This window comes from Halorubrum sp. B53 (genome assembly GCF_059752395.1).
In genome coordinates this window covers 93,470-116,863 of sequence record NZ_MWTH01000004.1, presented here as the reverse complement: position 1 = coordinate 116,863, position 23,394 = coordinate 93,470, and the positions used below count along the sequence as shown (strand labels likewise).

At 57.4% G+C, this 23,394-nt stretch carries 24 protein-coding genes and 3 pseudogenes; 21 read left to right on the top strand and 6 right to left on the bottom strand.

All coding sequences use genetic code 11. The features are described 5' to 3' along the window. The first annotated feature begins 621 nt into the window (after positions 1 to 621). On the top strand, positions 622 to 1,947 hold the full coding sequence (locus tag B4V06_RS03385; RefSeq protein WP_498167454.1) for an orc1/cdc6 family replication initiation protein: 1,326 nt from the start codon (positions 622 to 624) through the stop codon (positions 1,945 to 1,947). A gap of 426 nt (positions 1,948 to 2,373) precedes the next feature. On the opposite strand, the gene B4V06_RS03380 is transcribed toward B4V06_RS03385, so the two are convergent. Then, a complete protein-coding gene (locus tag B4V06_RS03380; protein WP_271932956.1) occupies positions 2,374 to 3,042 on the bottom strand; it encodes a DUF7509 family protein in 669 nt (222 codons plus the stop codon). Between the two features lie 112 nt (positions 3,043 to 3,154). Between B4V06_RS03380 and B4V06_RS03375 the strand changes: the two genes are divergently transcribed. Together B4V06_RS03375 and B4V06_RS03370 are read left to right on the top strand one after the other, a co-directional pair. Further along, a complete protein-coding gene (locus B4V06_RS03375) occupies positions 3,155 to 3,547 on the top strand; it encodes a winged helix-turn-helix domain-containing protein (protein ID WP_271932955.1) in 393 nt (130 codons plus the stop codon). Positions 3,548 to 3,849: 302 nt separating this feature from the next. Continuing rightward, entirely contained in the window at positions 3,850 to 4,281 is a 432-nt protein-coding gene (locus B4V06_RS03370) for a TRAM domain-containing protein (RefSeq protein WP_271932954.1), read from the top strand. Positions 4,282 to 4,369: 88 nt separating this feature from the next. Here B4V06_RS03370 and B4V06_RS03365 read toward each other — a convergent pair. From B4V06_RS03365 to B4V06_RS03355, 3 genes and pseudogenes are all read right to left on the bottom strand, one after another. Further along, positions 4,370 to 5,051 (bottom strand): annotated as a pseudogene (locus tag B4V06_RS03365) (RNA polymerase subunit sigma-70). Positions 5,052 to 5,254: 203 nt separating this feature from the next. After that, positions 5,255 to 5,806, bottom strand: a complete 552-nt coding sequence (locus tag B4V06_RS03360) for a DUF7970 domain-containing protein (RefSeq protein WP_271932953.1) — start codon at positions 5,804 to 5,806, stop codon at positions 5,255 to 5,257. After that, the gene (locus B4V06_RS03355; RefSeq protein WP_271932952.1) at positions 5,803 to 6,756 is read right to left on the bottom strand and encodes a ParA family protein; all 954 of its coding nucleotides are present in this window, start codon (positions 6,754 to 6,756) and stop codon (positions 5,803 to 5,805) included. The genes B4V06_RS03360 and B4V06_RS03355 overlap by 4 nt, the downstream gene beginning before the upstream one ends. 889 nt (positions 6,757 to 7,645) lie before the next feature. Between B4V06_RS03355 and B4V06_RS03350 the strand changes: the two genes are divergently transcribed. The 4 genes from B4V06_RS03350 (at position 7,646) to B4V06_RS03335 (ending at position 10,803) form a co-directional block, all read left to right on the top strand. Next, positions 7,646 to 8,227, top strand: a complete 582-nt coding sequence (locus tag B4V06_RS03350) for a DUF7342 family protein (RefSeq protein ID WP_498167448.1) — start codon at positions 7,646 to 7,648, stop codon at positions 8,225 to 8,227. Between the two features lie 100 nt (positions 8,228 to 8,327). Further along, positions 8,328 to 9,023, top strand: coding sequence for a nucleotidyltransferase domain-containing protein (locus B4V06_RS03345; RefSeq protein WP_498167445.1), 696 nt, complete (start codon positions 8,328 to 8,330; stop codon positions 9,021 to 9,023). Continuing rightward, on the top strand, positions 9,016 to 9,525 hold the full coding sequence (locus B4V06_RS03340) for a DUF8154 family protein (RefSeq protein ID WP_186313453.1): 510 nt from the start codon (positions 9,016 to 9,018) through the stop codon (positions 9,523 to 9,525). Before B4V06_RS03345 ends, B4V06_RS03340 begins: the two co-directional genes overlap by 8 nt. Positions 9,526 to 9,552: 27 nt before the next feature. Continuing rightward, positions 9,553 to 10,803 carry a tyrosine-type recombinase/integrase gene (locus tag B4V06_RS03335; protein ID WP_498167441.1) on the top strand — a complete coding sequence of 417 codons (1,251 nt, stop codon included), beginning with the start codon at positions 9,553 to 9,555 and terminating at the stop codon, positions 10,801 to 10,803. A 35-nt stretch (positions 10,804 to 10,838) separates the two neighbouring features. Here B4V06_RS03335 and B4V06_RS03330 read toward each other — a convergent pair. Continuing rightward, positions 10,839 to 11,379: pseudogene (locus B4V06_RS03330) on the bottom strand (hypothetical protein); the annotation flags it as partial. Between B4V06_RS03330 and B4V06_RS03325 the strand changes: the two are divergent. From B4V06_RS03325 to B4V06_RS03310, 4 genes and pseudogenes are all read left to right on the top strand, one after another. After that, positions 11,368 to 11,589 (top strand): annotated as a pseudogene (locus B4V06_RS03325) (Lrp/AsnC ligand binding domain-containing protein); the annotation flags it as partial. The pseudogenes B4V06_RS03330 and B4V06_RS03325 sit on opposite strands and share 12 nt — an antisense overlap. Positions 11,590 to 11,661: 72 nt before the next feature. Then, positions 11,662 to 12,816, top strand: coding sequence for a DUF63 family protein (locus B4V06_RS03320; RefSeq protein WP_049983668.1), 1,155 nt, complete (start codon positions 11,662 to 11,664; stop codon positions 12,814 to 12,816). A gap of 659 nt (positions 12,817 to 13,475) precedes the next feature. Further along, complete coding sequence (locus B4V06_RS03315; RefSeq protein ID WP_498167438.1) at positions 13,476 to 13,787, top strand: hypothetical protein; 312 nt, start codon at positions 13,476 to 13,478, stop codon at positions 13,785 to 13,787. Then, entirely contained in the window at positions 13,784 to 14,470 is a 687-nt protein-coding gene (locus B4V06_RS03310) for an NAD(P)-dependent oxidoreductase (RefSeq protein ID WP_498167435.1), read from the top strand. The genes B4V06_RS03315 and B4V06_RS03310 overlap by 4 nt, the downstream gene beginning before the upstream one ends. A gap of 373 nt (positions 14,471 to 14,843) precedes the next feature. On the opposite strand, the gene B4V06_RS03305 is transcribed toward B4V06_RS03310, so the two are convergent. Further along, positions 14,844 to 16,310 (bottom strand): amidohydrolase family protein, encoded by a 1,467-nt coding sequence (locus tag B4V06_RS03305; protein WP_498167432.1) that lies wholly within the window; start codon positions 16,308 to 16,310, stop codon positions 14,844 to 14,846. A 328-nt stretch (positions 16,311 to 16,638) separates the two neighbouring features. On the opposite strand from B4V06_RS03305, the gene B4V06_RS03300 reads away from it, so the two are divergent. The 10 genes from B4V06_RS03300 to B4V06_RS03255 all read left to right on the top strand — a co-directional run bounded on the left by B4V06_RS03300 (position 16,639) and on the right by B4V06_RS03255 (position 23,371). Then, positions 16,639 to 18,033 (top strand): permease, encoded by a 1,395-nt coding sequence (locus B4V06_RS03300; RefSeq protein WP_498167429.1) that lies wholly within the window; start codon positions 16,639 to 16,641, stop codon positions 18,031 to 18,033. A gap of 125 nt (positions 18,034 to 18,158) precedes the next feature. Then, a complete protein-coding gene (locus B4V06_RS03295) occupies positions 18,159 to 18,749 on the top strand; it encodes a helix-turn-helix transcriptional regulator (protein WP_498167426.1) in 591 nt (196 codons plus the stop codon). Between the two features lie 25 nt (positions 18,750 to 18,774). Then, positions 18,775 to 19,479, top strand: coding sequence for a DUF7546 family protein (locus tag B4V06_RS03290; protein WP_498167423.1), 705 nt, complete (start codon positions 18,775 to 18,777; stop codon positions 19,477 to 19,479). Between the two features lie 273 nt (positions 19,480 to 19,752). After that, positions 19,753 to 20,070: a hypothetical protein gene (locus B4V06_RS03285; RefSeq protein WP_049983672.1), complete on the top strand. Its 318-nt coding sequence runs from the start codon at positions 19,753 to 19,755 to the stop codon at positions 20,068 to 20,070. A 63-nt stretch (positions 20,071 to 20,133) separates the two neighbouring features. Beyond that, the gene (locus B4V06_RS03280) at positions 20,134 to 20,481 is read left to right on the top strand and encodes an SHOCT domain-containing protein (RefSeq protein ID WP_049986201.1); all 348 of its coding nucleotides are present in this window, start codon (positions 20,134 to 20,136) and stop codon (positions 20,479 to 20,481) included. A gap of 105 nt (positions 20,482 to 20,586) precedes the next feature. Next, complete coding sequence (locus B4V06_RS03275; protein WP_498167420.1) at positions 20,587 to 21,003, top strand: DUF302 domain-containing protein; 417 nt, start codon at positions 20,587 to 20,589, stop codon at positions 21,001 to 21,003. 6 nt (positions 21,004 to 21,009) lie between these two features. Further along, on the top strand, positions 21,010 to 21,363 hold the full coding sequence (locus B4V06_RS03270; RefSeq protein ID WP_049983674.1) for an SHOCT domain-containing protein: 354 nt from the start codon (positions 21,010 to 21,012) through the stop codon (positions 21,361 to 21,363). A 134-nt stretch (positions 21,364 to 21,497) separates the two neighbouring features. Beyond that, positions 21,498 to 22,226 (top strand): plastocyanin/azurin family copper-binding protein, encoded by a 729-nt coding sequence (locus tag B4V06_RS03265; protein WP_498167416.1) that lies wholly within the window; start codon positions 21,498 to 21,500, stop codon positions 22,224 to 22,226. 41 nt (positions 22,227 to 22,267) lie between these two features. Further along, complete coding sequence (locus B4V06_RS03260; protein WP_498167413.1) at positions 22,268 to 23,095, top strand: IS5 family transposase; 828 nt, start codon at positions 22,268 to 22,270, stop codon at positions 23,093 to 23,095. Positions 23,096 to 23,164: 69 nt separating this feature from the next. Beyond that, positions 23,165 to 23,371: a hypothetical protein gene (locus B4V06_RS03255; RefSeq protein WP_498167411.1), complete on the top strand. Its 207-nt coding sequence runs from the start codon at positions 23,165 to 23,167 to the stop codon at positions 23,369 to 23,371. The last annotated feature ends 23 nt before the right edge of the window (positions 23,372 to 23,394 follow it).

The following is a 23,394-nucleotide window of genomic DNA, read 5'->3' as shown; positions in this document are numbered from 1 at the left end:
TCACGAGAAGATGGCACATCAGGATGAGGTCCTTCGACCGGATCGGTCTTTATTAGCTCGATTCTTACTGTATTCGGTAGATGGGATGGGTATTAGACAAATCGATAGGGGAGAGTGTAGAGTAGTTTGCCGGGGAACAGAGGGAATGACAAGACGTCCCGCCATGGTACCTATAAGATGTCCAAACCCGCTCTTTATCTCCTGATTTCTCAATCCATATTCATATACTAAATCAGGAGGGAAATGAAGGGCAGGCATGTCGTGAGAACAAGTCGATAGAGGTGCGTTCTACTAGCTAGCTAGTAACTATAACTAGAAAGAAGAGAAAGAGAAGGTGAAAGCAGCTCTCGATTCCGTGCTAATCGTGACGTAGATGGAGCGTTAGTCCGTTCGGGATTTCTCTCACCCCCACCCCTCCTTTGTGGTTAGAACAAATCGATAGAGGTGAGAGGGTGTTAGAGAGTCCTATTGGATTGGTTGAGGCGAAGAGCTCCTAACAAATCGTCGGAGGTTGTGGGATACTCCGGTGTAACCCTCTAATACACCGGATCTGACCGTCGTACCGGTAGAAAAGAAATCGACAGGGGAATCTTTTAGTATCGTGGTAGAGTGAGGTCCGGTATGCCAACGGATCGTGGTCCCGAGGAAACCCCCGAGTCCACGGGTTCTATCAAAGATCTCATTCTCGAGCAGGAAGAAGCCGCGAGTCTCATCAAGAACCGTTATCTCCTTGAACCGAACGAAATCGTCGATGAAGAACGCATCGTCGGTCGTGACACCCAGCTCACCGATATCACTCAGCACCTTCGCGTCGCAATTAGTAACGAGCGGCCGCCGAACCTTCTCCTCTATGGCCCCTCCGGGACCGGGAAATCTCTCATCATCAACGCTGTCTGCCAGAACATCGTCGAACTCTGCGAAAGTCGTGATATCCGGTTCGGCGTCATCCAGATGAACTGCCAGAATGTGGGAACCCTCGGTGCAGCCGTCTACGAACTTGCGCGAAAGGTGGCGAGCGACATTGGAACGACTGTCGATGTCCCAGAACACGGGGTTCCAAACAAGAAAAAATGGCGCGAACTCTATCGTCTGATAAACGACCACTACGATACAGTCGTGTTCATTCTCGATGAACTCGACATGCTCGTCGGTCGTCGCGATAAGGATGAGCCAGCCTTTTCCCGTCTTCTCTATCAACTCTCTCGTGCTGGAAGCACCGATGATATCACCGCCCAGGTCTCCGTGACCGCCATTACTAATGACACGAAGATGATGGAGAGTGTGGGGAGTCGCGCTCTCAGTTCGTTTACCCCCGAAGACGTTCACTTCAGTGACTACGACGCCAACCAACTCCGGGAAATCCTCTGGGCTCGAGAAGACGCTTTCCACGAGGATGCGCTCAGTGACGACATCATCCCGCTCGCAGCAGCATTCGCCGCGCAAACCAATGGGGACGCCCGAAAGGCGATAGACTTGATGCGAACAGCGGGATCGATCGCAGAAAAAACAGGTGCAGATAAAGTCCGTGAGGAGCACGTTCGAGAGGCCCAAGATAAGGTCGAGAAGAACCGCGTGTTAGAGGTAACTCGTGGAATTAGTACGCAGAAGAAGCTCTGTCTTTTCGCAACTGCAGCTGTGGCCCGTGAGGCCGGAACTGGTGCAGCGAAGAGCCCGATTGGATACCGGGTATATCAGTACTTGACGGGTACCCTAGATTCGGATCAGTACCACCAGGAAACGTACGTGAACAAGATGAAGGAACTCACGACGTATTCGCTAGTTGAGACAGAACGGAAGAGTCAGGGGCCACACTCGGGCAGCTACCTCGAGTTCACGTTTGGTGAGAATCCGGAAACCATCATCGAAACGCTCCGAGAAGATTCGCGGCTAGACGACGTCCACGATGACGAACTCCGTACCGTCGTGAACGCACAGCTCAATCAGTAGGTTGTTCCTCGAACAAATCGATAGGGGTGAGGGTGTTATCGATGATTCAGATCCATCGGTGACAGTAACAAGTCGATAGGGGTGGGTCTACAGATCATGGTGGTTGCTCACACAACAAATCGATAGAGGCGACCGCCCAGGAGATCGCGTCACCGATTTTCTGGAGGGTTCAGTGATGCCGCCATCGGATCTTGCGGACCCTACACACTGTTTTTCCTGAGTGGAGACCCTCCTCTACGTCTATGTCTTTCGAGGCTTCTGATGGAAGGACATCGCGAAATATACACAGGAGCGGCAACATCGGCTCGGCAGCCTCCGTTCGATTCAGGAATCGGCGATCAGCGGGGACCGCTCATCTCTCTTGTCAAGTGCTGCTCCCTAGCCGGTGTAGTTCATAGATGCCTGTTCCGCCTGCACTGGACGGAATCATTCCAAACGCTCAAGCGAGCCATAGAGCTCTTCGTTCTGAATGTGGGTACAGAACTGCGCGCACAGTCGGCAGCAATCTGCGGCATCGGTGAACGTCCGGACGCTGGCGTCCCAGCGCGCGTGGACTGCCCCGAGCATGGCGCTTCGAACCGATGGTTCGGTCGCGACCATCACCCGTCGCGTGCGCTCTGGTGGGGTCGCGTCAGTCGCCGGCCCCTGCATCCCGTCTGTTGACAGTAAATCCTCGAGGACGCTCCCGATCTCGATCCCGACGCCGAGATTATCGCCGACTTGTGGGGCGATGAAAATCGTTGCATTGCTAGCTTGTGCGAAGGCAATACTCTGTGTGGCAGCATCCATCTCATCGAGCGATATTCCGACGTCAATCGCGAGGAAGGAATTGAAGCCACGGTCGCGAAGACAGTCCCGTGTCTCCTGGAGGAGGCGCAAGACCTCATCTTCGGCGTACTCGCCACTGGTCTCGTCCCACGTCGCAAACGATGGGGCGTCGGTTTCGACATCCGCGTCCGCCGGTAGCAGCGCGTCGACGTCGAACGTTCGGTACGGCCCCATCAGATAGACGAGAAACTGTTCGCGCCGGGCTGGAGTGAGGGCGTCCGAATCTTCAGTGGCCCGGGAGAGATTGTCGATAATCCGTTGCCGCATTCGAGTCGTCGATTCGGAACAGTAGTATATAAATATCGGTGTTCTCAGGAATATTCTAGTAGAGAACGACTAAGTATGTGGCGTCCCAACTCTCGAACCGAGGCATCCCTCAATGTCCGAAACCGATCGCCAGCCAACAGAGGACGTTCGCCAGCCGGAGCCGCCGCTCCCTGAAGAGAGCGGGCTGACGCTCGAGGAGTATCTCACGATGCAACAGGCGATCGGCCACCCGACGCGGTTTCGCATCCTGCGAACGCTCGTCGCCAACGAGGAACTGAGTGCTGCCGATCTCAAGGCCGCGGTCGATGTCGAATCCCACAATTTCCACTACCACCTCGACGAACTGGTTGATGTCGGCCTCGTCGACAAGCGCCAGCGACGGACCGCCGACAGCCAGGGCTTTTACACGTACTATCGGCCGACAGCAATGGGACGCGGGATCCTCGAGCATGGTGTCGAGGAGCTGATGCGGCGTGAACGTGAGTTCAACGATGCCTATTCGTAAGCTGTCGTAGGGTTCTTTGCCCCCTGTCAGCGATCCTGTTACCCTTCGATATCTTCGCTGCGATTACCGTACCTCATAGTATTAACCAACAACTACGGTTTTTTGAGTCGAGATGTTGGTTAATTCTCTTTCGACGTGACGTTTTCAGATCCCATGTGGCCGTACGAACAAGAACACATCTTCTCACGTTCAATCGCGGTAGAACGGTGACTTCACCGCACTACCCGTCAATACAGGAGGTCGCTGTCTCGTGCCGTTTCCATGGAGTTAAGTTCTCTACCAGCCGAGTATTGGACCATCGAATGGTCGAAATTCCGGACTCGCTTCGCTCTGTTTTCAGCGCGACTGTTCACGAACGGGACGGGACATACGTTGTCGAGGTTCCGTCCGGGGAGCTCAATCATGACGCTGTCTCCCTCGGCGAAACGTATCGGATCTCTGTCTTCGACTCACCCACGACGGCGCAGGACGAGCACGAGCCCGCGTCCGCAGATCGTGCCCAATCTGACCGACAGCGTGGATCTTCTGGGCCGCCGGTTGAGGAGGGCGAAATTCGGGACGTGACAATTGAGACAATCGGCGACCAGGGTGATGGAATCGCGAAAGTTGACCGTGGATACGTTGTGATCGTTCCTGGTGGCCAACCCGGTGATGAGCCGACCGTCGAAATCGAGCAGGTTCAGGAGAACGTTGCCTTTGCCAGCGTCGTTGATATTGATCCGCGGGCTCTCTAAGCTGTTTCACTGCAGCTGTTCGATCTGATCAGACAGATACTGCTGGAGTGCCGTGACTGTCTCAACAGAGACAGCCGATGCCCCGAAATCACTCCGAGAGCCATGCTTGAGATCCTCGCTCTCTAGTGACACCGAGATCGAGGTCGTCGTACATGCGGTCAAGCATCGCGAGCGCCGACTGGAACTGCGCGTAGTGCTCGCGCATGTACTCGATCGTGTCTTCGCGCGGTATAACCGGGTAGCCTTCGACGTCCTCGATTTCGAGTGACGGCTGTGGATCGAGTACGATCTGCAGTGGTCCATCGATCTCGTCGCTGGGCTGGCGCTCGAAGGTGGTTGGTAGCCCGAACGATTCGAAGAACGTCTTCCAGGCGTCGACATCCTGCTCGCGAACAGCGATGAAGAGCGGGTAGTCGTCGGGTTCGCGGCTGACCTGGTAGCCGCCCTGAATCCAGACGTAGATGGCGTCGATCCGCGTGAACGCGAACGGCCAGTCACCGAACTGCGGGATGATGTATGCCTCCTCGATGGAGGGTGGACTCACGCCGGCGCTTGCCGCGACCAGCTCGCGCGCGGCTTCTCTCACGCGCTGGTCGACAACAGAGAGGCCGTCGTCATAGTGGACGTAGGTCTGCGTCTTCGAGACGGTTGACGGCTTGTCTCACCGTCTCGTACGGTCTGTGGAGGTGCTGAGCGAAACGCCGGCTGGAGTCACCACTTTTGATGGCGAGGATGACCTGGGCTGCCATGTCGTCGAGCACCTCGTACATCTGGTGGTTACCAATAATTCGGTAACAATTGAAAGCCTTACTAGATAGTTGGTTAGAGCGTATCTGGCTGAGTTCCACCACTCAGGTTTCACTTCATGAACGACTGGACCGTTCGTCTACAGTGTTGGCAAGGGTATGCTCACAAGTCTGTATATTGACGACGTCAAGGAACAGTTCGAAACCGAATACGGAAGCACATCGGTTCAGTTGTCATACTGGATGCCCCATTCTTCAGCCATCTCGAAGATGTCATCGAGGTGTGCGAGGCCGTACACCATCGCGAACTCACGGAGATCGGCCTTTGTGATATTCGTGCCATAGCGGTCCTCGAACTCGGTTTGGGCCTTCCGGACAAGGTTGTCGACGTCCGGGTTGAGTTCGAGCGTGGTCCGGTCGCGTGCCGTCGACGTTCCATCTCGCCACGTCGCGTAGGGGACTGGCGGCGATTCGGAGTGATACTCCGGCCGCATGAGTGCTCTCGCGAGCCGCTCGTTCGAGTACCTGCGGCCGGACTCAAGGTCGCTAATGTAGTCGACTCTGGTCTCGGATTCCTGTCCGCTACCGGCCCCACGTAAGTCGTCGCGCCTCGTAGTACTCGACGCCTGCCCAGTGGTGTTGTTGGTCGATTCGTCGTCCTCGACAGGCTGCGTGTCTTCTATGTCCATCTCTACTGATTCGTCGGCTTGAGTGTCGTCGCCTTCGTCATCTGCGTCCTCGAACGGGTTCTCCATATCGCCGCCTGACTCGAAGCTCATTGTGACACCTCAGCGGCGTCGGGACCGCCAGTCGTCAGCTGGGAGAGGTCGACTTCTCCCCAGATGTCGTTTCCGTGGAATAGATCTTCTCGCGGCCACCCCCCATTAGGAAGGTCTTGGCCCGCGCGATGGTAGATGTACGATGCGAGCGTGCGGAACTTAGGCATGATGTCCGCGTTGTAGTCACGGATGCGGCCGTCCTTCAGCTGAGAAAACACCGTCTCGTAGTTCTCCTCAGCCTTCTCGAACGCACCGAGGTTCTTGAAGTAGACTGGAGCCGGATACTGCTCGTGAATCTTGGTGAGGTACTCTTTGTGAATCTTCTTTCCGACGTCGACTTTCGATGGAACGACACCGCTTAGTGTGATATTGATATCCATCTCATCGGCGAAGTTGCGGGCGCTGTCTTCGACGCCGGCGATGCTCTCGATGCCGCCGCGCGTGGGTTCGGCAGGGATGAGGATGTTGCGGGTGGCGTAGAGGGCGAGATAGTAGCCTTCGTCGGCTTTCGCGTTCGGGTCGACGAGCATGACGTCGTACTCGTCCTGAATGTCGTTGTCTTGGAGGACTTGGAAAAAGCGTTCGTATCGGGGGTACTCCCACTCGGGGGGTTTGGACGCTTCGAGGTAGTCGGCGTGTTGGTCGAGGCGTTGGTCGACGCGGTTGAAGCGTTTGTGTGAGGGAATAACGTCGATACCGTCGTCGGCCGTGCGGATGAGGTCGCGGAACGGCCCTTTGCCCTGGTCGATAAGGTGCAGCGTAAGGTCGTCGGCGTCGGGGTTGTGTTTGTCTTCGTCGACGCCAAGGTAGTTCGAGACGCTTCCATTTTGGGCGTCGAAATCCGCGATGAGGACGTTGAGACCGAGTTCGGCGTAGGCGGCGGCGAGATCTCTGGTGATCGTGGATTTGGATTGGCCACCACTCTGGTTATAGACCGTTATTGGTAGCATGTACGCACCATCATTCGCATCGATAATAAGAGTTAGTCAGACACACGCCACATTACGTACTGTAACAATTACAGACCACGCCTTGTGATCATACTGTACGTTCATAATGAGTGTTCACAATGGACGTTCATAACGGACTGCCACAACTGATGTATGTGGGTGAGTGAAGCAAAATTCGCCGGACGTCGGCACGCTAGGCAGAACAAGGTCGGGCCGTCGACCATTCTTCTCCCTCGATACGGCGAGAATCATTCAGCTACATCAGGTACCGACGCTCTGCATAGAACTCGTACCGTGATCGACGGGGTTCAGATGATCTCCCAGCCAAGTTCCCAGCTCCGTAATCAGTCGTGAAGATGTCAAGAAAGGCCATCCGCTATCTCCCTTGGACGGTTGATTCCCTGAGTTCGCCGAAGAAGACTACACTCTCGCGGCGTTGCGGGGGCGGCAGAAAGTGTGATCTCGCCAATGTGGTCAATACAACCGTGGCGTGATCTCGCCAGGAATAGATGACACGAGTGGGAAGGACAATCGACTCAGCCCCAGTATTTCCCGATTTAGCTTTGACAATGAATCGGCAACCGCCGGTTGCGATTTTGGTATAGCGGCATACGATTTATTATTGACTCATATTCGGTTATTAGTGAGTAGAACCCCTCTATCGCAGGAATATAGGAGATGAGACTTCTGTCACTGGTGGTCCTGATTACTCCAATAATCACGACCACTTTGAAGTACCCCGACGCCGTCGGTGAAGCACGAATGCTGCAATCGGCTCAGAAAGACGCTTCCCCCGGAGTAGAGCCGCCAAGAACAGGGTTCGAGATTTCTCTGACTCTTTTCAGCCGAGTCCGCGGAGATGGCGAGGGCAGTCCTCGTGATAGACTAAATGCCTGTGACCTATTTTATGACACAGCACGAACGGGGTTGTATGACTGGAGGTGAATCGATTTCCGAGGGTCCGATGGAACGCCAACCCACGGGTGAAGACCGGGTGCGGATGGTCGCCCGACAGGTTTCAGAGCCGCGGACAGCAAACTGGATCGCCTCCGAAGCAGACTGGTCACACGGGCCGACCAAACGCGTCCTCGAACATCTCGTCGACGACGACATCCTCCACCGTGACGACACCGGGGGCCACACGACATACTTCCCCGATTATCGCCGTCAAGCGCTCACGGAGGCCATACGCCTTCGGGACAGCGACTACACCGTCGAAGACCTCACCGAACAGCTCACCGAGATGAACGCTCAGATCCGAGGATGGAAGGTCGAGTTCGATGTCGAGTCACCGAACCAACTTCGCGAGACGATCGCTGACCAGGTACTCGACGTCACCGAAGAGGATCGTCGCCGAGAGATCGCGCGTGAGTGGGAACAGCTCCAACGGCGAATCGAAATTGTGGGTTTTGCTATCCGAGAGTGGGACTTTCTAGCCCCAGCGACCGAACGCGGTGAGACCCGGAGGTGACGGACCTCGTTCTCCGCACGTCCGTTGCTGGCAGATGAATATTTAGGCTGATTCCGACTCACATATAATGTTTTTATAGTAGTGGTCCGTGATACGGCACATGAACCGCGAGACGGATAGTACGAATTCGTCTGGAGCAGCTATTTCTCTTTCAATACCCCCTTCAGATCCGACTTTATTCAAACACAAGGCGACGAGCGACGTCCTTCTCTTTTTAACAAACCACCGATTCAGTGACTTCTCACTGCGAGAACTCGCGACACAGATCGGTCACTCACACCAGTCTGTCCGACGGGCAGTAAACGTTCTCAGCGCGAACGACTTGGTCGTCGAATCGCCCGAAAGCAACCAGCGACTCGTCCAGATCAACAGACAGCGCTTGTCGATTCCAGACGATCCGATCCTCCGGATTCCCCAACCTGAGTATCAGCAACCGGTCAAAGCGGCAGTTACGAAGCTCCGTGAGAACATCAACGACGTCGTCGGCATCATCCTCTATGGAAGTGTGGCTCGGGGCGAGGCTGACCGACGGAGCGATATCGACCTCTGGGTGCTAACCCGGTCTGGGCGGGCCGAAAGCCAACGAGAAGCGAACACCATTGCCCGTGACCTCGAAGACACGGAGTTCGATGGTGACCGATACGCCTACGATATCGATGTCGAGGCCGTCCAGGCGATCCCGGCGTACACCGAAGACATCCGAGAAATCGTCGTTTCAGGGATTCCGGTCTACAAGACGAATGACTTCGAAACCGTCGAGAACCTCCTCTTGGAGGAAGGAGCCTCTGATGAGTAACGGCTCGGACCCGACCGCTGTGCTCACAGCACTCGACCGTGTACAGGATGCCTTCGAGATGGTCGGACGCGGGCGAACAGCGTTCGAGGACGGGATTAGTGCCGACGAAGACTGGAAGACACAGTTGACGAAAGCGTGCCGCCTCCTCGAGGTCGTGGACACTCTCCAGTCACAGGATGGGTATTACACGGCCGTCATCGAAGTCTGTTTCGGCGCGATTGAACGGTCGATCGAGGCGTACGCGCTCGCGATGACGAACGATACGCTTCAGGACTTTCAGGACCACCAGTTCAGCTACGAGCGTGCCCACCAAATTGGGCTGTTTGAGCGGGAGACTGCAGAGGCGATGAAGGACCTCTACAGCGAGAACCGGACAGAGAGTTATTACGGCGGGGGGCGTCCAACCGAAGAGCAGGCGGAAGCAATGACTGACCTCGCCGGCGCTGTCCATCAGTTCGCAGTGAGCCAGATTCGGGAAGGCGGCGTCTGTCTGTGTGACTGACTACGTTCAACAGTTCAGGAGAGCACTATGGACCGGAATACACCGACGGAACGGACGCCATTGACCTCACTCTCCGAGTCGTTCGAGCGCTACCTCCAGGACAAGGGGAAAGGCCGTGGAGGCGACGGCGGGAATTATCGACGCAACGCCGCCCGCGAACTCGAGCGGTTCGCCGAGTGGGCCGCCGGCGACCGCGGGGGCGACGACTGGACCGGGATCGTCCCCGACGACGTCGACCGCGACCCCACTTTCGAGGACCTCGACGAACGCGTGTTCCGGGAGTACGCCCGGCATCTCGCCGGCGATCGAGGACTCAAACAGAACACGGTACAAACCTACTATCGCTATATCTCTGCGTGGTGTGGCTGGTGCGTCAACGAGGGATATCTTGAGGCCCACTACGCGCAGCGAGCGAGTGCGATGGCGCCGCTGCCGGAGGACGACGGCCGCAAGCCCGGCGACCAACAGGCCTGGACGTCTGAACAGCGCCACGCCCTCACCCGCCACGTCGACGAACGGGCCCGCGACGCCGTCGAGGCGTACACGACACTCTCACAGGATACTGACCCACTCGACAAGCAGCGAGCGCGCTACGCCGCGCTCAAAGCGGCTCGTGACCGGGCTCTGGTGTTCGTCCTCGCGTACACGGCCGTCCGCGTCGGGGAACTCCTCCGGGACCCGAACGACCCGCGCCGGCGCGGCGTTCGCTGGGAGGACCTCTCGCTCGAGGACGGGAGTATGGACGTCTACCGGAAGAAACAGCAATGGGACGCCGCGAGTCTTCCCGACCCGGTGATCTCGCCGCTGCGAAGCTATCGCCAGCTGATGGACCCACCGACGGAGCGGTGGCCGGTGTTTCCAACGTTCGACCAACGGACGCTCGCAGGGCTTGTCCAGGATGAGTTCGCCGACCGAGGGGAACGCCCAGAGGCAATTACTGAGCGCCGTGAAGAATACGCTCGCGACCTCCTGCTGGCGCTTGAGGAGGATATTCGGCCGCCGTCGATCACGACGGATGGCGCACGGTCGATTCTCCAACGACTCTCAGAGGCTGCAGAGATCGACATCGACCATCCGAAACACGATTATCTTGCTCCGCACGGTGGTCGGCGTGGGATGGGTGAAGTTCTCGTTCGAGCATTCGGATATACTGTCGCCGCCCGGTATCTCGATAATTCGGAGGAGATGGTCCGTGAGCGGTACTCGCATATCGAGGCCGGCGAACTGGGGGATGTCGCCACCGAGGCGCTCAACGAGATCGACAGTATACCCCGGTAACTCGTATTTCGAGTACGAAGGATACACCGCCGCGTTCACACCGCGTCGACGGTGAACACCGAGTCGTCGCTGAGAACGACTTGCACGCGGCGGTGCCAGGCGTCAGCGAAGGCCTCCCGTTGCTGGTCGCTTGCCGATCCGTCGAGAATCCCCTGGAGGTTCCCGATCGCGGGTCACCGCCAGGAACGTCGCTGACGTGGTAGGCCACTTCGACGGTCTCGTCCGTGTCGGTTCGCCGGAATCGGAACGTCAGCTCCGCCGTGTCCGGGTCGAATGCGTCGAAGACGAGGAGGTCGCGGCGGCCGCCGTAGCCGCCGGCGAGCCCGTTGAATCCGTCATCGTCGGTCGCGCAGTCACGTACGAGATGATGCGGCTCATCACGCCGTACGCAGCATCGTCCTGCGGGCCGGCCGCCTGCACCTCGGTTTCGCTCCGAACTGGAAAGTCGTCGGGATACAGGGCGTCGAGCCCGAACCGGACGATCCGGTAGGCGTTCGAGGCAGTCGGACAGGAGTGTCCCGCCTCTTCCACTACATTTCTATAGGTGGTGACGAACGGGTCGTCCGGTTCGAGGACGCGCTCGAACGCCTCCGCGGCATCGACGGCGTGCGCGAGATCCACCTCACCACCGGCGAGTGGGACATCATCCTCCGCGTCGTCGCGGCCGACACGGACCGGCTCCGGGAGCTGATGTTCGAGCGGATCGCGGAGACCGAGGGGTTCTCGCGCTCGCAGACGATGGTGATTCTCGGCACCGACTACGAGCAGCCCGGGCCGCCGCTGTAGCGGAGCGCGTGGCGCCGCCGCCCGCGCTACGGGACCGGAACGCTCAACTCGGGACCTCCCCGAACGGTGACCATGAGCACAGGTGTGGCGGACGGGTTCGACCCGTCGCCGGAGCGCGCGTGGGCGGCGGTCGTCGGCGGCGTCACGGCGTTGTTGGCGGTCGGATCGGTCGTCTTCCCGCGCGTCGTCTACGACCAGTTCCTCTGGCGCTACTTCTGGGGGCCGGTGGTCGCGGACGGCGAGGGCGCGCAGTGCGCGGTCCGCGACGCCGGCGGGACGGAGCTGCTTGGCAGCACCGCGGCGTGTCAGGCGGCTCGGGGCGCCGGGGAGGTCGTTGCCGCCCCGGGGTACACCACCTTCTCGACGGTGAGCTACGTGGTGATCCTGCTGGCGATGCTGATCGGCGTCGTCTTCCTCCTCCGCCGGCTCGACATCGCCACGGAGCTCCGCTTCTTCTACGCGCTGTTCCCGTTCATGCTGTTCGGCGGGGCGATGCGGACGGTCGAGGACGCGGGCGTCGCCGCGACCGCGGCCGGCGTCGAACCGCTGATCGCGTTCCCGGCGAGTGCGGTGCTGATCAGCCCGTTCATCTACTTCACGGTGTTCCTGTTCACGCTCGCGTGCGTGCTCGCCGCGTTCGGGCTCGAACGCCGTGGCGTCGTCGACGACTACGCGCGGCCGCTGTTCGCGTCGGGCGCCGCGGGGCTCGCGCTCGCGGTCGGGTATCTGTCCTATCTCGCGGCCACGACCGGTTACGTCACCTTCTATCCGCAGGTGCTCGTTCCCACGCTCGTCATCGCGACGGCCGCGACCGCGGGCACGTGGGCGCTGGCGACCCGGCAGATTCCGACGATCCGACAGGGGACCGGCGCGGCGGGGATCGTGATCATCTGGGGGCACGCGATCGACGGCGTCGCGAACGTGATCGGGCTCAACTGGATGCCCGCCCTGACCGGCACCGCGAACCTCGTCCCGAAACACGTCGTCAACGCGCTGATCGTCGACTGGACCGGGCGGCTGCTGCCGGCGTCGATCGTCTCCGTCACCGGCGACGCGTGGCCGTTTCTGTTGGTGAAGCTCGCGGCCGCGACGTTCGTCGTCTGGGTGTTCAACGGGGAAATGTACGAGGAGTCGCCGCGGTACACGCTGCTGCTGTTGATCACGGTGCTGGCCGTGGGGCTCGGCCCGGGCACGCGGGACATGCTGCGCGCGACGTTCGGCGTATAAGTACCGGACTCTCGTTCCGTCGTTCGTTTATTTGGCTACTACCGGTGACGTCGTCTGAGTCGCTCTCACTTCCCGTAATTGCCTGGTAGAGGAGGTAGGCACCGCCGACGAGGGCAGCTAAAAAAAGGAGCTGCATGATGATACCGGCGATAAACATCCAAGTTGGTATGGTCCCGTCTCCCCACATATGGCCGCCCATGTGCCACCCATCATCGGGCCAACTCCCATCATCCCGAAGCCCATGAAGAACATCGGGAAGAGGACGAACGCACCGATGATAATGAGAACAATCGTAATGAGTCGTGTATCGTCTGTTTTGTCAGACATATTTTCCCTCCGTGAAATGCGTCTCCAGTTCTCAATACGAGTTCCCTATTCAATGCGATTGTGTCTTACCTTCTTGTGGGCTACCTCGGGAATACTTTCGACATCCCAGCTTTGCAACAGTTCTGCGTTCGAATCCAATCTCATTCTGGGAGCCTTCGCGCTGTCACGCTGACTCATCGGGCTGGATCGTGCTAAGAGAAGGGTTCAGTAATGGGTCAAACCCCGTGCGGTGGCGCTTTTTTGTCATCATATTTTGGCGGGTAGCAGTTTGATGTAGCCGGTTTCGAATCGTATCCACAAACTCAGTGAATTACCCGCTCGTAGTATCTCATATGAGCACTCCACCCGAGCAAACCGGCGTTCGTGAGATCCCGGAATCCAGTCGGGTATCACCGGGTCTCGATCCACTTCCATTTGCTGTGGCAGCAGCTACGGTCGCAGCTGTGATCATGCTTTTACTCGGCCTCTTCGGGGCGATTGGAGTCTACGAAGGTGGGGTCGAGATGATGGAGCAGTGGCATTTGTTCTTCACGCCGACACCCGTTGGGACTATCGCTGGAATCCTTGAAGCCGTGGTCATTACTGGTGTATTCACCGACCTGTTTGCTGAGTTGTATAACCGCTTTACCAGTTCACTCTCATGAAACTCGCTGTATTCGGGGCGACTGGCGGGACAGGACGACGTTTGATAACGCAGGCGCTCGCAGCCGATTATGACGTTCGGGCCCTCACCCGAACCCAGGCTAAACTCCCGCCAGGTGAGCAGATCACAGCTATCGAGGGAAATGTCTTGGAGCCAGGGGCAGTCTCTGAAACAGTCGAGCATACAGACGCCGTGGTTTGTCTCCTTGGGCGAACGCCGAATAACCCACCGGATGTCGTGTCGCGGGGGACTCGGAACATTATCGAGGCGATGGATGACCGGCCAGTCAGCCGATTACTCGTGCTAACGTCGATGGGCCTCGGCTCGAGCTCTGAAACCGTTCCGTGGTATATCCGAATTGTAAACGCAACCGCTCTCCACGATCTGATGGCAGACAAGGCACGGCAAGAAGAACTGGTCATGCAAAGCGACCTCGACTGGACGATCGTACGGCCCGGAGGGTTGACGGACGCACCGCGAACCGGGGAATACGTCCACGGTGCCGATATTGATGCCAGTGCCCGGCCGATTTCACGGGCTGATGTCGCCGATTTTCTGCTTCAAATCGTTCAAGAGGACCTATACGTTCGAGAGACGCCGATAGTCACCAGCCAAGAGAACGCCGATCTCGGATTTTTCCTTGATCAGATTGCGACGATCGCGAAGCGACTCAGAACTAACTGAGACAACAGCTGTACGAGTCCCGCGACTGATTGCGCAAAAGCGAGTTGCTCCCCGAGCGAATTACTTAAAAAAATATCACGATACTGCCACCCCAGGACAATCACGACCAGAAGTGCCACTACACCCCCGATCAGGAACCTAAAGCCACGTCCATATATCCGTAGGGAACCGGCAGGTCGGTGGTCTGATCCAACACCAGCAACACCACAGCGAGGCCGGCGACAACGAGACCAATCACCCGACTGAGTGGGGAATCACTCTTTCTACCGGGCATAGCTGTACATAGTCGGCGAATCCTTGAAGAGCGTACTGCAAGACCGGCTGCTCCGTCTATCGCGCTGAAGGGTGGTGTGGACTGTTCTTTGCCACCCGCTTAGAATGGGAACCGATCACGCGCAGATTGAATCGCGAGGCGAGTCAGGAGTCGCGCAGGGCCACGCTTTGGGAGGTCCCGGACAGTCTCGATGTTGGTTGGCGGTTCGCTACCACCGACGTGTAACTCCCAGCCCGTCTCGTCCTCGAAGCGTTCGACAGCCTGATTTGCTCGCTGTCGCACGTCGTCCGAGTCCATTGTCTCGGGCACACCATTCCGGAGGACGACGTCGCCGTCGACGATCACTGTCTCGACGTCGGCCGGCACCGCGTTGTTCACGACTTGTGCAGGAATATTGGTCCGTGGCGTGAACTTCGGTTTGTCGACGTCGAGGAGGATAATATCCGCGCGCTTTCCCGCTTCGATACTGCCGATCTCGTCGCCCATCCCCAGCGCGCGTGCGCCTTCAATAGTGAGCATTCGTATCAGTTCCATCGAGTCGAACTGCCCGGCTGAACGCTTGAGATTTGCCGCCAGACGGGCTTGCCGCGCTTCACCGAACATGCTGTACGAGTCGTGCCAGTAGTGGTCGTCAATCCCTACCCCGACATCGACACCAGCGGCTCGAAGCTCGGGGACGGGCGTCCACTGCGTCTCCCCGTCCGGATTCCAGTAACAGAAGACGGACGGGCAGTGCGCAACAGCCGCGTCCGCCTCGGCGGTTCGCTGGATGTCCTCTTCGTCGGCGAGGCGGAAGTGAGCAGCGACCAGTCGATCGTCCAGGAGTCCAACATCGTCGAGTAGCCCCACCGAGTCCTCGCCGCCGTTCGCTCGTGCCATCGTGTTACTTTCCTCGAGTTCGAGCAAGTGCGTGTGGACGAGCAGGTCCGGGTACTCTGCGGCGAGGGATGCGGTCCGTTCCCACAGCTGCCTGGTACACGACCAGTCGTCGTGCGGGCAGATCGTCGCCCTGATTCGGCCCTCGTACGTGTCGTGGTACGTTTCGACGAACTCGCGAGCACGGGAGAACTGCTGATCGACTGGTTGGTCCCAGAAGAGGTCCGAGATCGCCGGGCCGAAAAATCCGCGGAGCCCTGCTTCCCCGAACGCCTCTGCACCTGCGGCAGGCCGTGCGTCCATCGAGTTCACGGTCGTGACACCGCCCAAGAGGAAATTGAGCGCTGCGAGCTCGACGCCTGCCTCGACGAGGTACTCGAATTCGCCGTTCCCTAATCTGTTAAACAAGGCCGTCCCACTCCCAAGCATCTCCGTCAGCTCGAGTTCGCTAAACGCACCGATGAGCGGTGTCATCTCCAAGTGCGTGTGGGCGTTCACCAACCCCGGCATCACCAGTTTCCCGTTCCCGTCGATAACGGTGGACGCTTCTAATTCTCCGTCTCCTGCACGTGATGGTCGGACTTCTTCGATACAGCCATCGGTGATGCATACTGTGCCGCGCTCGTACAGGCGGTTCCGCTCGTCGGCTGTGAGAACGAGTGCATCATGGATTGCCAGATCGACAGCCATCGTAAATTAGGAAGTGGATGTGACAGTTACCGTACTGGACAACCGAGCAGGCCGGCGAAGGCTGTTCCTCCAGGTGGTGTTCCCCTCATTTGGGATATCATCGGTCTCTACTGGTCCCATTAGCCTCTAATACGTCGGCGTGATTTAATCAGATTCCCCTTTTGAATCTGAAGTCGGATTCCGTGGAGCTTGTGGAGGTTTGCAATGTTTTCCCCTCTTCACGATAGATCATCTATGGCCGACGGTTACGATGCCATAGTACTGATACCCTCATAGGCAGTATATTCTAATCAAAACCGCAATAGATGATCCCTACAATGATACACCTATGCAGGCGACGATAATCGACGGAGTTCTTGAATCCCTTCGTATCGGTGTCGGATTTCTCTGGACGGCGGCGTGGGCGATCATCATGGGCCTCACGATTACGAGTCTGGTCCAGGTCTACGTCTCGAAGGAGCGGATGGCACAGGTGCTGGGTGAGGGCGATCTAACTGGACTTACCAAGGCGACTGTGTTCGGAGCAGCAAGCAGTGGCTGTAGTTTCGGCGCCGTCGCCATCGGGAAGGGCCTGTTCAAGAAGGGGGCGCACGCGGTGAACTTCCTCGCGTTCATGTTCGCGTCGACGAACCTCATCGTCGAACTAGGGCTGATGATTCTCATCCTGCTTGGCTGGGAGTTCCTCGTCGCGGAACTGCTCGGCGGCCTGATTCTCATCGCCGTCATGGCCGCCATCGTCCACCTTACGCTTCCCGAAAACCTGTTTAACGAAGTCCGCGAGAAGCTCAACGAGCGCGACCGCCAGGCGGGCGTCACGGAAGATCCCACCTGCGGGATGGAGGGGAAAGACGAGTACACGCTCACGACCGACGGCGGTGAGACGCTCAAATTCTGCTCGGAGGGCTGTATGGAGACCTATCGCCAGGAGACGTCGAGTCGCGGTGGGTGGCGTGACGAGTTGCTGTCGTGGGGTGGCTGGTACAAGGTCGGGAATCAGTACCGCAAGGAGTGGTCGATGATCTGGAAAGACATCGTCGCCGGCTTCCTTATTTCTGGGTTCGTCATCGTCTTCGTCCCGCAGTGGGTGTGGAACACGCTGTTCATTCAGGGCGACGGCCTGCTCGTGACTGCCGAGAACGCCGTCATGGGCGTCATCATCGCCGTCCTCAGTTTCGTCGGCAGTATGGGCAACGTCCCGTTCGCCGTCGCGCTGTGGGGCGGTGGCGTCAGCTTCGCCGGGATCATCGCGTTCGTCTACGCCGACCTCATCACGATTCCCGTGTTGAACGTCTACCGGAAGTACTACGGCTGGAAGATCATGCTGTACATCCTCGGTGTCTTTTTCGTGACGATGGCGTTCACCGGCTTCCTCATGGAGGTGCTGTTCGACGCGCTGGGTATCGTTCCAGACCTGGCAGGCGGCGAGACGGCGACCGAGCAGACGTACTTCGAGCTCAACTACACGTTCTATCTCAATATTATCGCTTTCGCACTCTCTGGATTCCTTCTCTACGTTTACCGGCGCGGACTCGGCGCACCGGGTCAGTATCGTGATCCAGTGTGCGGGATGCGAACCGACCATGAGGGCCCGAGTGCGTCCCATGATGGGACGACGTACTATTTTTGCTCAAAGAGATGCAAGCGTACGTTCGAAGAAGAACCAACGGGATTTGCTGATCAAAGCCCGCAGATATCGAGCCACGATCACGACCATGACCACTGATGATCGCACTGTGGTTCATCCGCTGTGAAGGGGTTCATCATCACAGTTTCAATCCGCAATTGTCACACCTAATGCGCCTAAATAGACGGTATGAATAGTCAAATCTCACAACTCGGAGCCGTCATATGAATCGCCGTCGAGCAGATACCGTCGTCGGTGTGCTTCTCGGGTTCGTTCTCCTGGCCGGCGGGGTACTCAGTTGGCGAGCCTATCAACAGCGTCGGGCTATCGAGCAATCGATGGGGTCGATGATGGGTTCATCTATGGGGACGATGCACGGCACAGACCCCCTCTGGTACGTGGTTGGAACCCTGCTGGTCGCTGGCGTTACCGGTAGCGTCTATTACGTGGTCCGGGGAGAACTCACCGATCCAGAAGTGGCTGACACAACGACGCCTGTCGATTCCGTACAGACATCGGCAACGGCTACGTCGATGGACGATGAAGCCTCGCCGGCGACGTCTATCAATCCTGAATCGGACCCACAAGCACGCGTTCTCGATCTCTTACCGGATGATGAACGACGCGTTCTCGAACCCGTCTTGAACTCCCCCGGAATAACGCAGATCGAACTTCGGGATCGATCTGAGTTCTCGAAGAGTAAAGTGAGCCAGACTGTGAGTTCACTCGAGGAGCGCGGGCTGCTGTATCGGGAACGACAGGGTCGGACCTATCGCGTGTATCCGAGTGATGATCTACAGAACCAACAAACCTAGAACTTCATACACACACTACCCCATCATGCCACAAGCAACACTCGAAAGCGATCATGTGAGCCGACTTCTCAAGTCAAGCACGTGGCTGAATCTCCTCCTCGCCGCACAGTTGATTGCCGGGCTGGTGTATGCATTTTTCACAGGAGATATGGGGAGTCGGTGGACCCATTTCGTCCTTCCGTTCATTTGGTTCACCGCCTCACTCTGGGTGATCTGGCACACCCGACCTGAGACGACACGTCGCGTGTATCGTCTTGGTGCCGCACTTGTCGTTGCTCTATACCTCATCGTGATGTTTTATTTTTCAGGATTACTTGGACCGAGCACCTCTCATTTCGGACAGCTCACTGGACCAAACGGCTTCGGAATAACGTGGGGTCGATCTTTGGGGTGGAGTCCGGTCTTCATCTATACAGGTGACCTGATCACGGTCTCGCTCATTCCTTATCAGGCGGTTGGCCTGTTCGCGCTGGCGTATCTCGTCTATGATGCGTTGCTTGATTTCTCGCAGTCGGCGGTCGGAGGAATTGTCGGGATTGTAGCGTGTCCTGCCTGCGTTAGTCCGTTGTTTGCTGTTCTACTTGCAGGCGGACTAAGTGGTTCTTCAACGATGCTATTGCTTGGTGCGTATGGCTACGAGATTGCGACCGTTCTGTTTCTCGTGACAATTGGAATCCTCTACCATCGTCAGGCACTCACGAGGCAGTATCACCAGTTCCGAGGGAACTGATCCATCTCGTTCGTGGTCAGCAATACCCGAGCCTCCCTCGCCTCCTGAACCGTGGTTATTGTCTGGATCGCCGCAATGAGGTGAACAGTCTCGACGGATCCCCTTTGCTCTCACCATTCCTGTGATCCTTTCGAATTCGGCAGGTATGAACGATCCCGTCAGTAAAAAAACGTTTAGATGGCGTTATAGACGTTCTTGAACGCTCTCCTGTTTGAGTTCACTCCCACGAAGATAACTCCGAACCCACCGTATGACTACGTGAGGCGAAAAACAATGACCAACCGAAACCTCGGACGATGGCTGCTCGTGGCGCTCGCGATTGTCGGACTCGCGTTTGCCGCCCCGGTAGTTAGCGCACACGGTGACGAACCGATCCAGGGGAACAAGACGGCAGCTGAAGGGACGCCAGCCGATGGTAGTGCAGCAGACTGGGCGGCCTGGATGGAAGGTCACATGACCGACTACATGGGCCCGAATGCCGTTGACGAGATGGAAGCGCACATGGGCGTGACCGTCGACGAGATGGCCCAAGATATGGCGGACGACAATCACACCGCGACGGGGATGAACGGACAGGGGTACGGCTGCTAACGATCCCTGTTCGGATCCTCGTCTGACACGATAGATATTCGACTTACTGACTCAACGATCACAATGACACACTACACCAACACTCTCGGGCGGACGACTCGTCGAATCGCAATACTAGCGGTTCCGCTGTTGATTGTAGCAACGGGCACCGCAGCGGCTCACGGTGGTGGAGGCTACGGCGGCGGTATGATGGGTAGCGGCGGTTGGGGGGTCTTCAGCGGTGGAATGGGCCTCTGGAGCTTCCTTTGGATGGGGCTCCTAATCGTCGTCCCGCTCTATCTCGTCTACTCACTCCTCAACAGAGATTCTGAGAGGAGTGATAGTCGGCCGCTTTCGGTTCTTCGTGAGCGTTACGCTCGCGGTGAACTCTCCGATGAAGAGTTCGAACGTCGACGAAAGCAACTCGAGTAGTGCCCATGACCGAAATAGAAGGAGCATCGTCGAGAAAAAATTCTCGTCTGCCAGTTGGGGCGACGGGACCGAACGCTTAAGTGCGTAAACAGGATACCGTATTACATGGTTTACACAATACAAACCAAGATTGATGGAGAGTTCGACGATGTCGTCGACGCAACGAATGCCGCGCTCAAAGACGAGGGATTCGGTGTTCTCTGTGACATCGACATTCAGGCGACGCTCAAGGAGAAACTCGGCGAGGAGTTCCGCCAGTATCGCATCCTCGGTGCGTGCAATCCTCCGCTGGCATACGAAGGGTTGAGTGTAGAAACTGAACTCGGTGCGCTCTTGCCCTGTAACGTCATCGTCTACGAGAACGATGACGGCGTCATCGTGGTGAGTGCGGTCGACCCGGAACAGTTAGTCGGGATCGCTGATAACGACGCGCTTGACTCCGTCGCGACCGAGGTCAGCGAACGATTCGACCGCGTACTGGCAGCCGTAACTGACGAGTTCGGATCCGCATCGGAGGCCTGATCTCTGATGGCATCATCGGATCAACTGGATACGACGACGATACTGCTCATCGTCCTCGGAGCGTTCATCCTCCTTCCCTTGCTCACAATGGGTATGGGGTTCGGTGGGATGATGGGATACGGAGGAATGATGGGCCAGTACGGTACCACAGGTGGTTGGTGGCCCCTCATCGGGATGCTCGTCCCGGTCATCTTCCTCCTTGCGCTTCTGGGCGGTGGATATCTCATCTTCCGGCGGATGAGCGAGACACAGACGTCTCATAATCCCGCGATGGAAGAGTTACGTCTGGCGTACGCTCGTGGCGATCTCACGGACGAAGAGTTCGAAGCCCGACGAGAAAAGCTCGAACAATCAGAGTGACCACTACCCAAACCGCGTTTCACCCGTTTGAACACCTGCGGATCGACTCGAGGGTATCGAAACCAACCGTTCGGCAGCATCGTTCCGTTACATCGAAATGGTGTGCTCGATTCAGCATATGGTTATGAGTAGTAATGGGAACAAACGACAAGTTCGGAGTGAGTCACGTCCGAAGTCTTCGCACCAGTATCGCGCGTAGCTACTCCCTGACGAATGATACAGACCACATGACACATCACAGCCGACGTCAATTCTTAGGCATTGTCGGTGCCAGCGCAGTCGCCAGCACCGGCTTTGCTCAGTCAGCGAACGCACAGGAGACGCCCATCGTAGAGATGGGAAACAATTACTTCGACCCGATCGGCCTACGTGTTGATCCCGGGACAACCGTTCAATTTGAACTCGCAGCGGGGGCACATTCCGCTACGGCGTACTCAGATCGTATTCCGGAGGACGCTTCCGCCTTCGATAGTGGGACGATCTCAGACGGGAGCTTCGAATATACGTTCGAAACGCCAGGGACGTATGATTACTACTGTATCCCGCACAAGGCGATTGGGATGGTCGGACGGATCGTGGTTGGCAGCCCTGGCGGACCGGCAGAGGAGAGTTCAATCCCGGATGGAGAGGTCCCATCGAGTGAGGCGATTGTTGAGCAGGGCACAGTCGCCTACGGCTCAAGCAGCGATAGAAGCGGGAATACTGGTGGTGGAATGCTGGGACGGGATGGTTCTGGAATGATGAGTGGCCGCAACGGAGGAGGAGCTGGAGGGCTCCCAGCTGTTGGTGGAGTACTCGGAATGCTGGGCATTCTCGGTGGCGGGCTCTACTGGCTTGGAAACCAAAATTCTCGGCTCTGTTGAAATCCTCAGAGAGTTACAGGTTCGCCTCGTAGTCTGACCAGATGGAAGCCCTCCCGAAGTCGCGGTTACTCAGGTTCGTTGAGCAAGCGATACACTTGGCTCGGCGAGCCGTCGCTCGTTACTCCTCGAAATTCTCGAAACGGCGGTACACACTTCATCAGCACATCGTCTTGCTCTGTCTCAAAGTTCGGAAAAATACGACGTACCGAACGCTTCTCGACGAACTCATCGAGATGCCCCGGATTCGAAGCGCCATCGGCCTTGAGGAACTCCCGTCTCCCTCGACGCTGTGTAAAGCGTTCAACGGGCTTGATATGGCGGTTTGGCGCGTTCTTCTCAACCTCTCAGTCGCGCTTCTCCCGACCAACGGTGTCGTCGGCATCGACGCCTCCGGCTTTGACCGCAGTCACGCCTCGAAGCACTACACGAAGCGAACGAAGCTGACGATTCAGCAATTGAAAGTTACACTTCTCGTGGACACGAGAGCGAATGCTATCATCGACTTACACGTGACAACGACACGAAAACACGACTCCCAGATAGCGCCGTCGCTTATCAAGCGGAATATTGGTGATGTCGCGGTTCTGCTCGGTGACAAGGGATACGACGACCAGAAGGTTCGTGCATTAGCTCACGAGGAGGACGTTCGTCCGCTCATCAAACACAGAGAGTTTTCGTCGCTCCAGAAGGCGTGGAATGCTCGACTGGACGCCGACCTCTACGGTCAACGTAGTCAGAACGAGACAGTAAACTCCCGCCTCAAACGAAAGTACGGGGCGTTCATCCGCTCACGGCGGTGGTGGAAGCAGTTTCGTGAGATTACTCTCGTCTGCTTGGTTCACAACCTCGACAAGGCCCTCGCATCATAGAGCGACTATCGGAGTGTGATTACCGAAACCCGCAGAAGCCTCATATGAGGTGGCGATAATGGCTAAACGATGACCGAAGATACGCTTGTACCGTGGCAGACACTCATCAATATGGTTGGGTTAGGACTGATAGCCGCGCTGGTGGCAGTTCTTCTCATTATGTTTATTCCACTTCCAACTCTTCCGTCATGGGCTCCAATTCTACTGGGGCTACTCGTCGCATTTCTGTATTATTCCTATGAGGAATTTGGGCAGGACGAAGTGACCGCGCCGTAATTCGCAGAACACTATTTGGCACG

Coding starts and splice junctions, on each gene's coding strand:
- B4V06_RS03385 (WP_498167454.1), top strand. CDS start 622: ATGCCAACGGATCGTGGTCCCGAGGAAACCCCCGAGTCCACGGGTTCT.
- B4V06_RS03380 (WP_271932956.1), bottom strand. CDS start 3,042: ATGCGGCAACGGATTATCGACAATCTCTCCCGGGCCACTGAAGATTCG.
- B4V06_RS03375 (WP_271932955.1), top strand. CDS start 3,155: ATGTCCGAAACCGATCGCCAGCCAACAGAGGACGTTCGCCAGCCGGAG.
- B4V06_RS03370 (WP_271932954.1), top strand. CDS start 3,850: ATGGTCGAAATTCCGGACTCGCTTCGCTCTGTTTTCAGCGCGACTGTT.
- B4V06_RS03360 (WP_271932953.1), bottom strand. CDS start 5,806: ATGAGCTTCGAGTCAGGCGGCGATATGGAGAACCCGTTCGAGGACGCA.
- B4V06_RS03355 (WP_271932952.1), bottom strand. CDS start 6,756: ATGCTACCAATAACGGTCTATAACCAGAGTGGTGGCCAATCCAAATCC.
- B4V06_RS03350 (WP_498167448.1), top strand. CDS start 7,646: ATGCCTGTGACCTATTTTATGACACAGCACGAACGGGGTTGTATGACT.
- B4V06_RS03345 (WP_498167445.1), top strand. CDS start 8,328: ATGAACCGCGAGACGGATAGTACGAATTCGTCTGGAGCAGCTATTTCT.
- B4V06_RS03340 (WP_186313453.1), top strand. CDS start 9,016: ATGAGTAACGGCTCGGACCCGACCGCTGTGCTCACAGCACTCGACCGT.
- B4V06_RS03335 (WP_498167441.1), top strand. CDS start 9,553: ATGGACCGGAATACACCGACGGAACGGACGCCATTGACCTCACTCTCC.
- B4V06_RS03320 (WP_049983668.1), top strand. CDS start 11,662: ATGAGCACAGGTGTGGCGGACGGGTTCGACCCGTCGCCGGAGCGCGCG.
- B4V06_RS03315 (WP_498167438.1), top strand. CDS start 13,476: ATGAGCACTCCACCCGAGCAAACCGGCGTTCGTGAGATCCCGGAATCC.
- B4V06_RS03310 (WP_498167435.1), top strand. CDS start 13,784: ATGAAACTCGCTGTATTCGGGGCGACTGGCGGGACAGGACGACGTTTG.
- B4V06_RS03305 (WP_498167432.1), bottom strand. CDS start 16,310: ATGGCTGTCGATCTGGCAATCCATGATGCACTCGTTCTCACAGCCGAC.
- B4V06_RS03300 (WP_498167429.1), top strand. CDS start 16,639: ATGCAGGCGACGATAATCGACGGAGTTCTTGAATCCCTTCGTATCGGT.
- B4V06_RS03295 (WP_498167426.1), top strand. CDS start 18,159: ATGAATCGCCGTCGAGCAGATACCGTCGTCGGTGTGCTTCTCGGGTTC.
- B4V06_RS03290 (WP_498167423.1), top strand. CDS start 18,775: ATGCCACAAGCAACACTCGAAAGCGATCATGTGAGCCGACTTCTCAAG.
- B4V06_RS03285 (WP_049983672.1), top strand. CDS start 19,753: ATGACCAACCGAAACCTCGGACGATGGCTGCTCGTGGCGCTCGCGATT.
- B4V06_RS03280 (WP_049986201.1), top strand. CDS start 20,134: ATGACACACTACACCAACACTCTCGGGCGGACGACTCGTCGAATCGCA.
- B4V06_RS03275 (WP_498167420.1), top strand. CDS start 20,587: ATGGTTTACACAATACAAACCAAGATTGATGGAGAGTTCGACGATGTC.
- B4V06_RS03270 (WP_049983674.1), top strand. CDS start 21,010: ATGGCATCATCGGATCAACTGGATACGACGACGATACTGCTCATCGTC.
- B4V06_RS03265 (WP_498167416.1), top strand. CDS start 21,498: ATGGGAACAAACGACAAGTTCGGAGTGAGTCACGTCCGAAGTCTTCGC.
- B4V06_RS03260 (WP_498167413.1), top strand. CDS start 22,268: ATGGAAGCCCTCCCGAAGTCGCGGTTACTCAGGTTCGTTGAGCAAGCG.
- B4V06_RS03255 (WP_498167411.1), top strand. CDS start 23,165: ATGACCGAAGATACGCTTGTACCGTGGCAGACACTCATCAATATGGTT.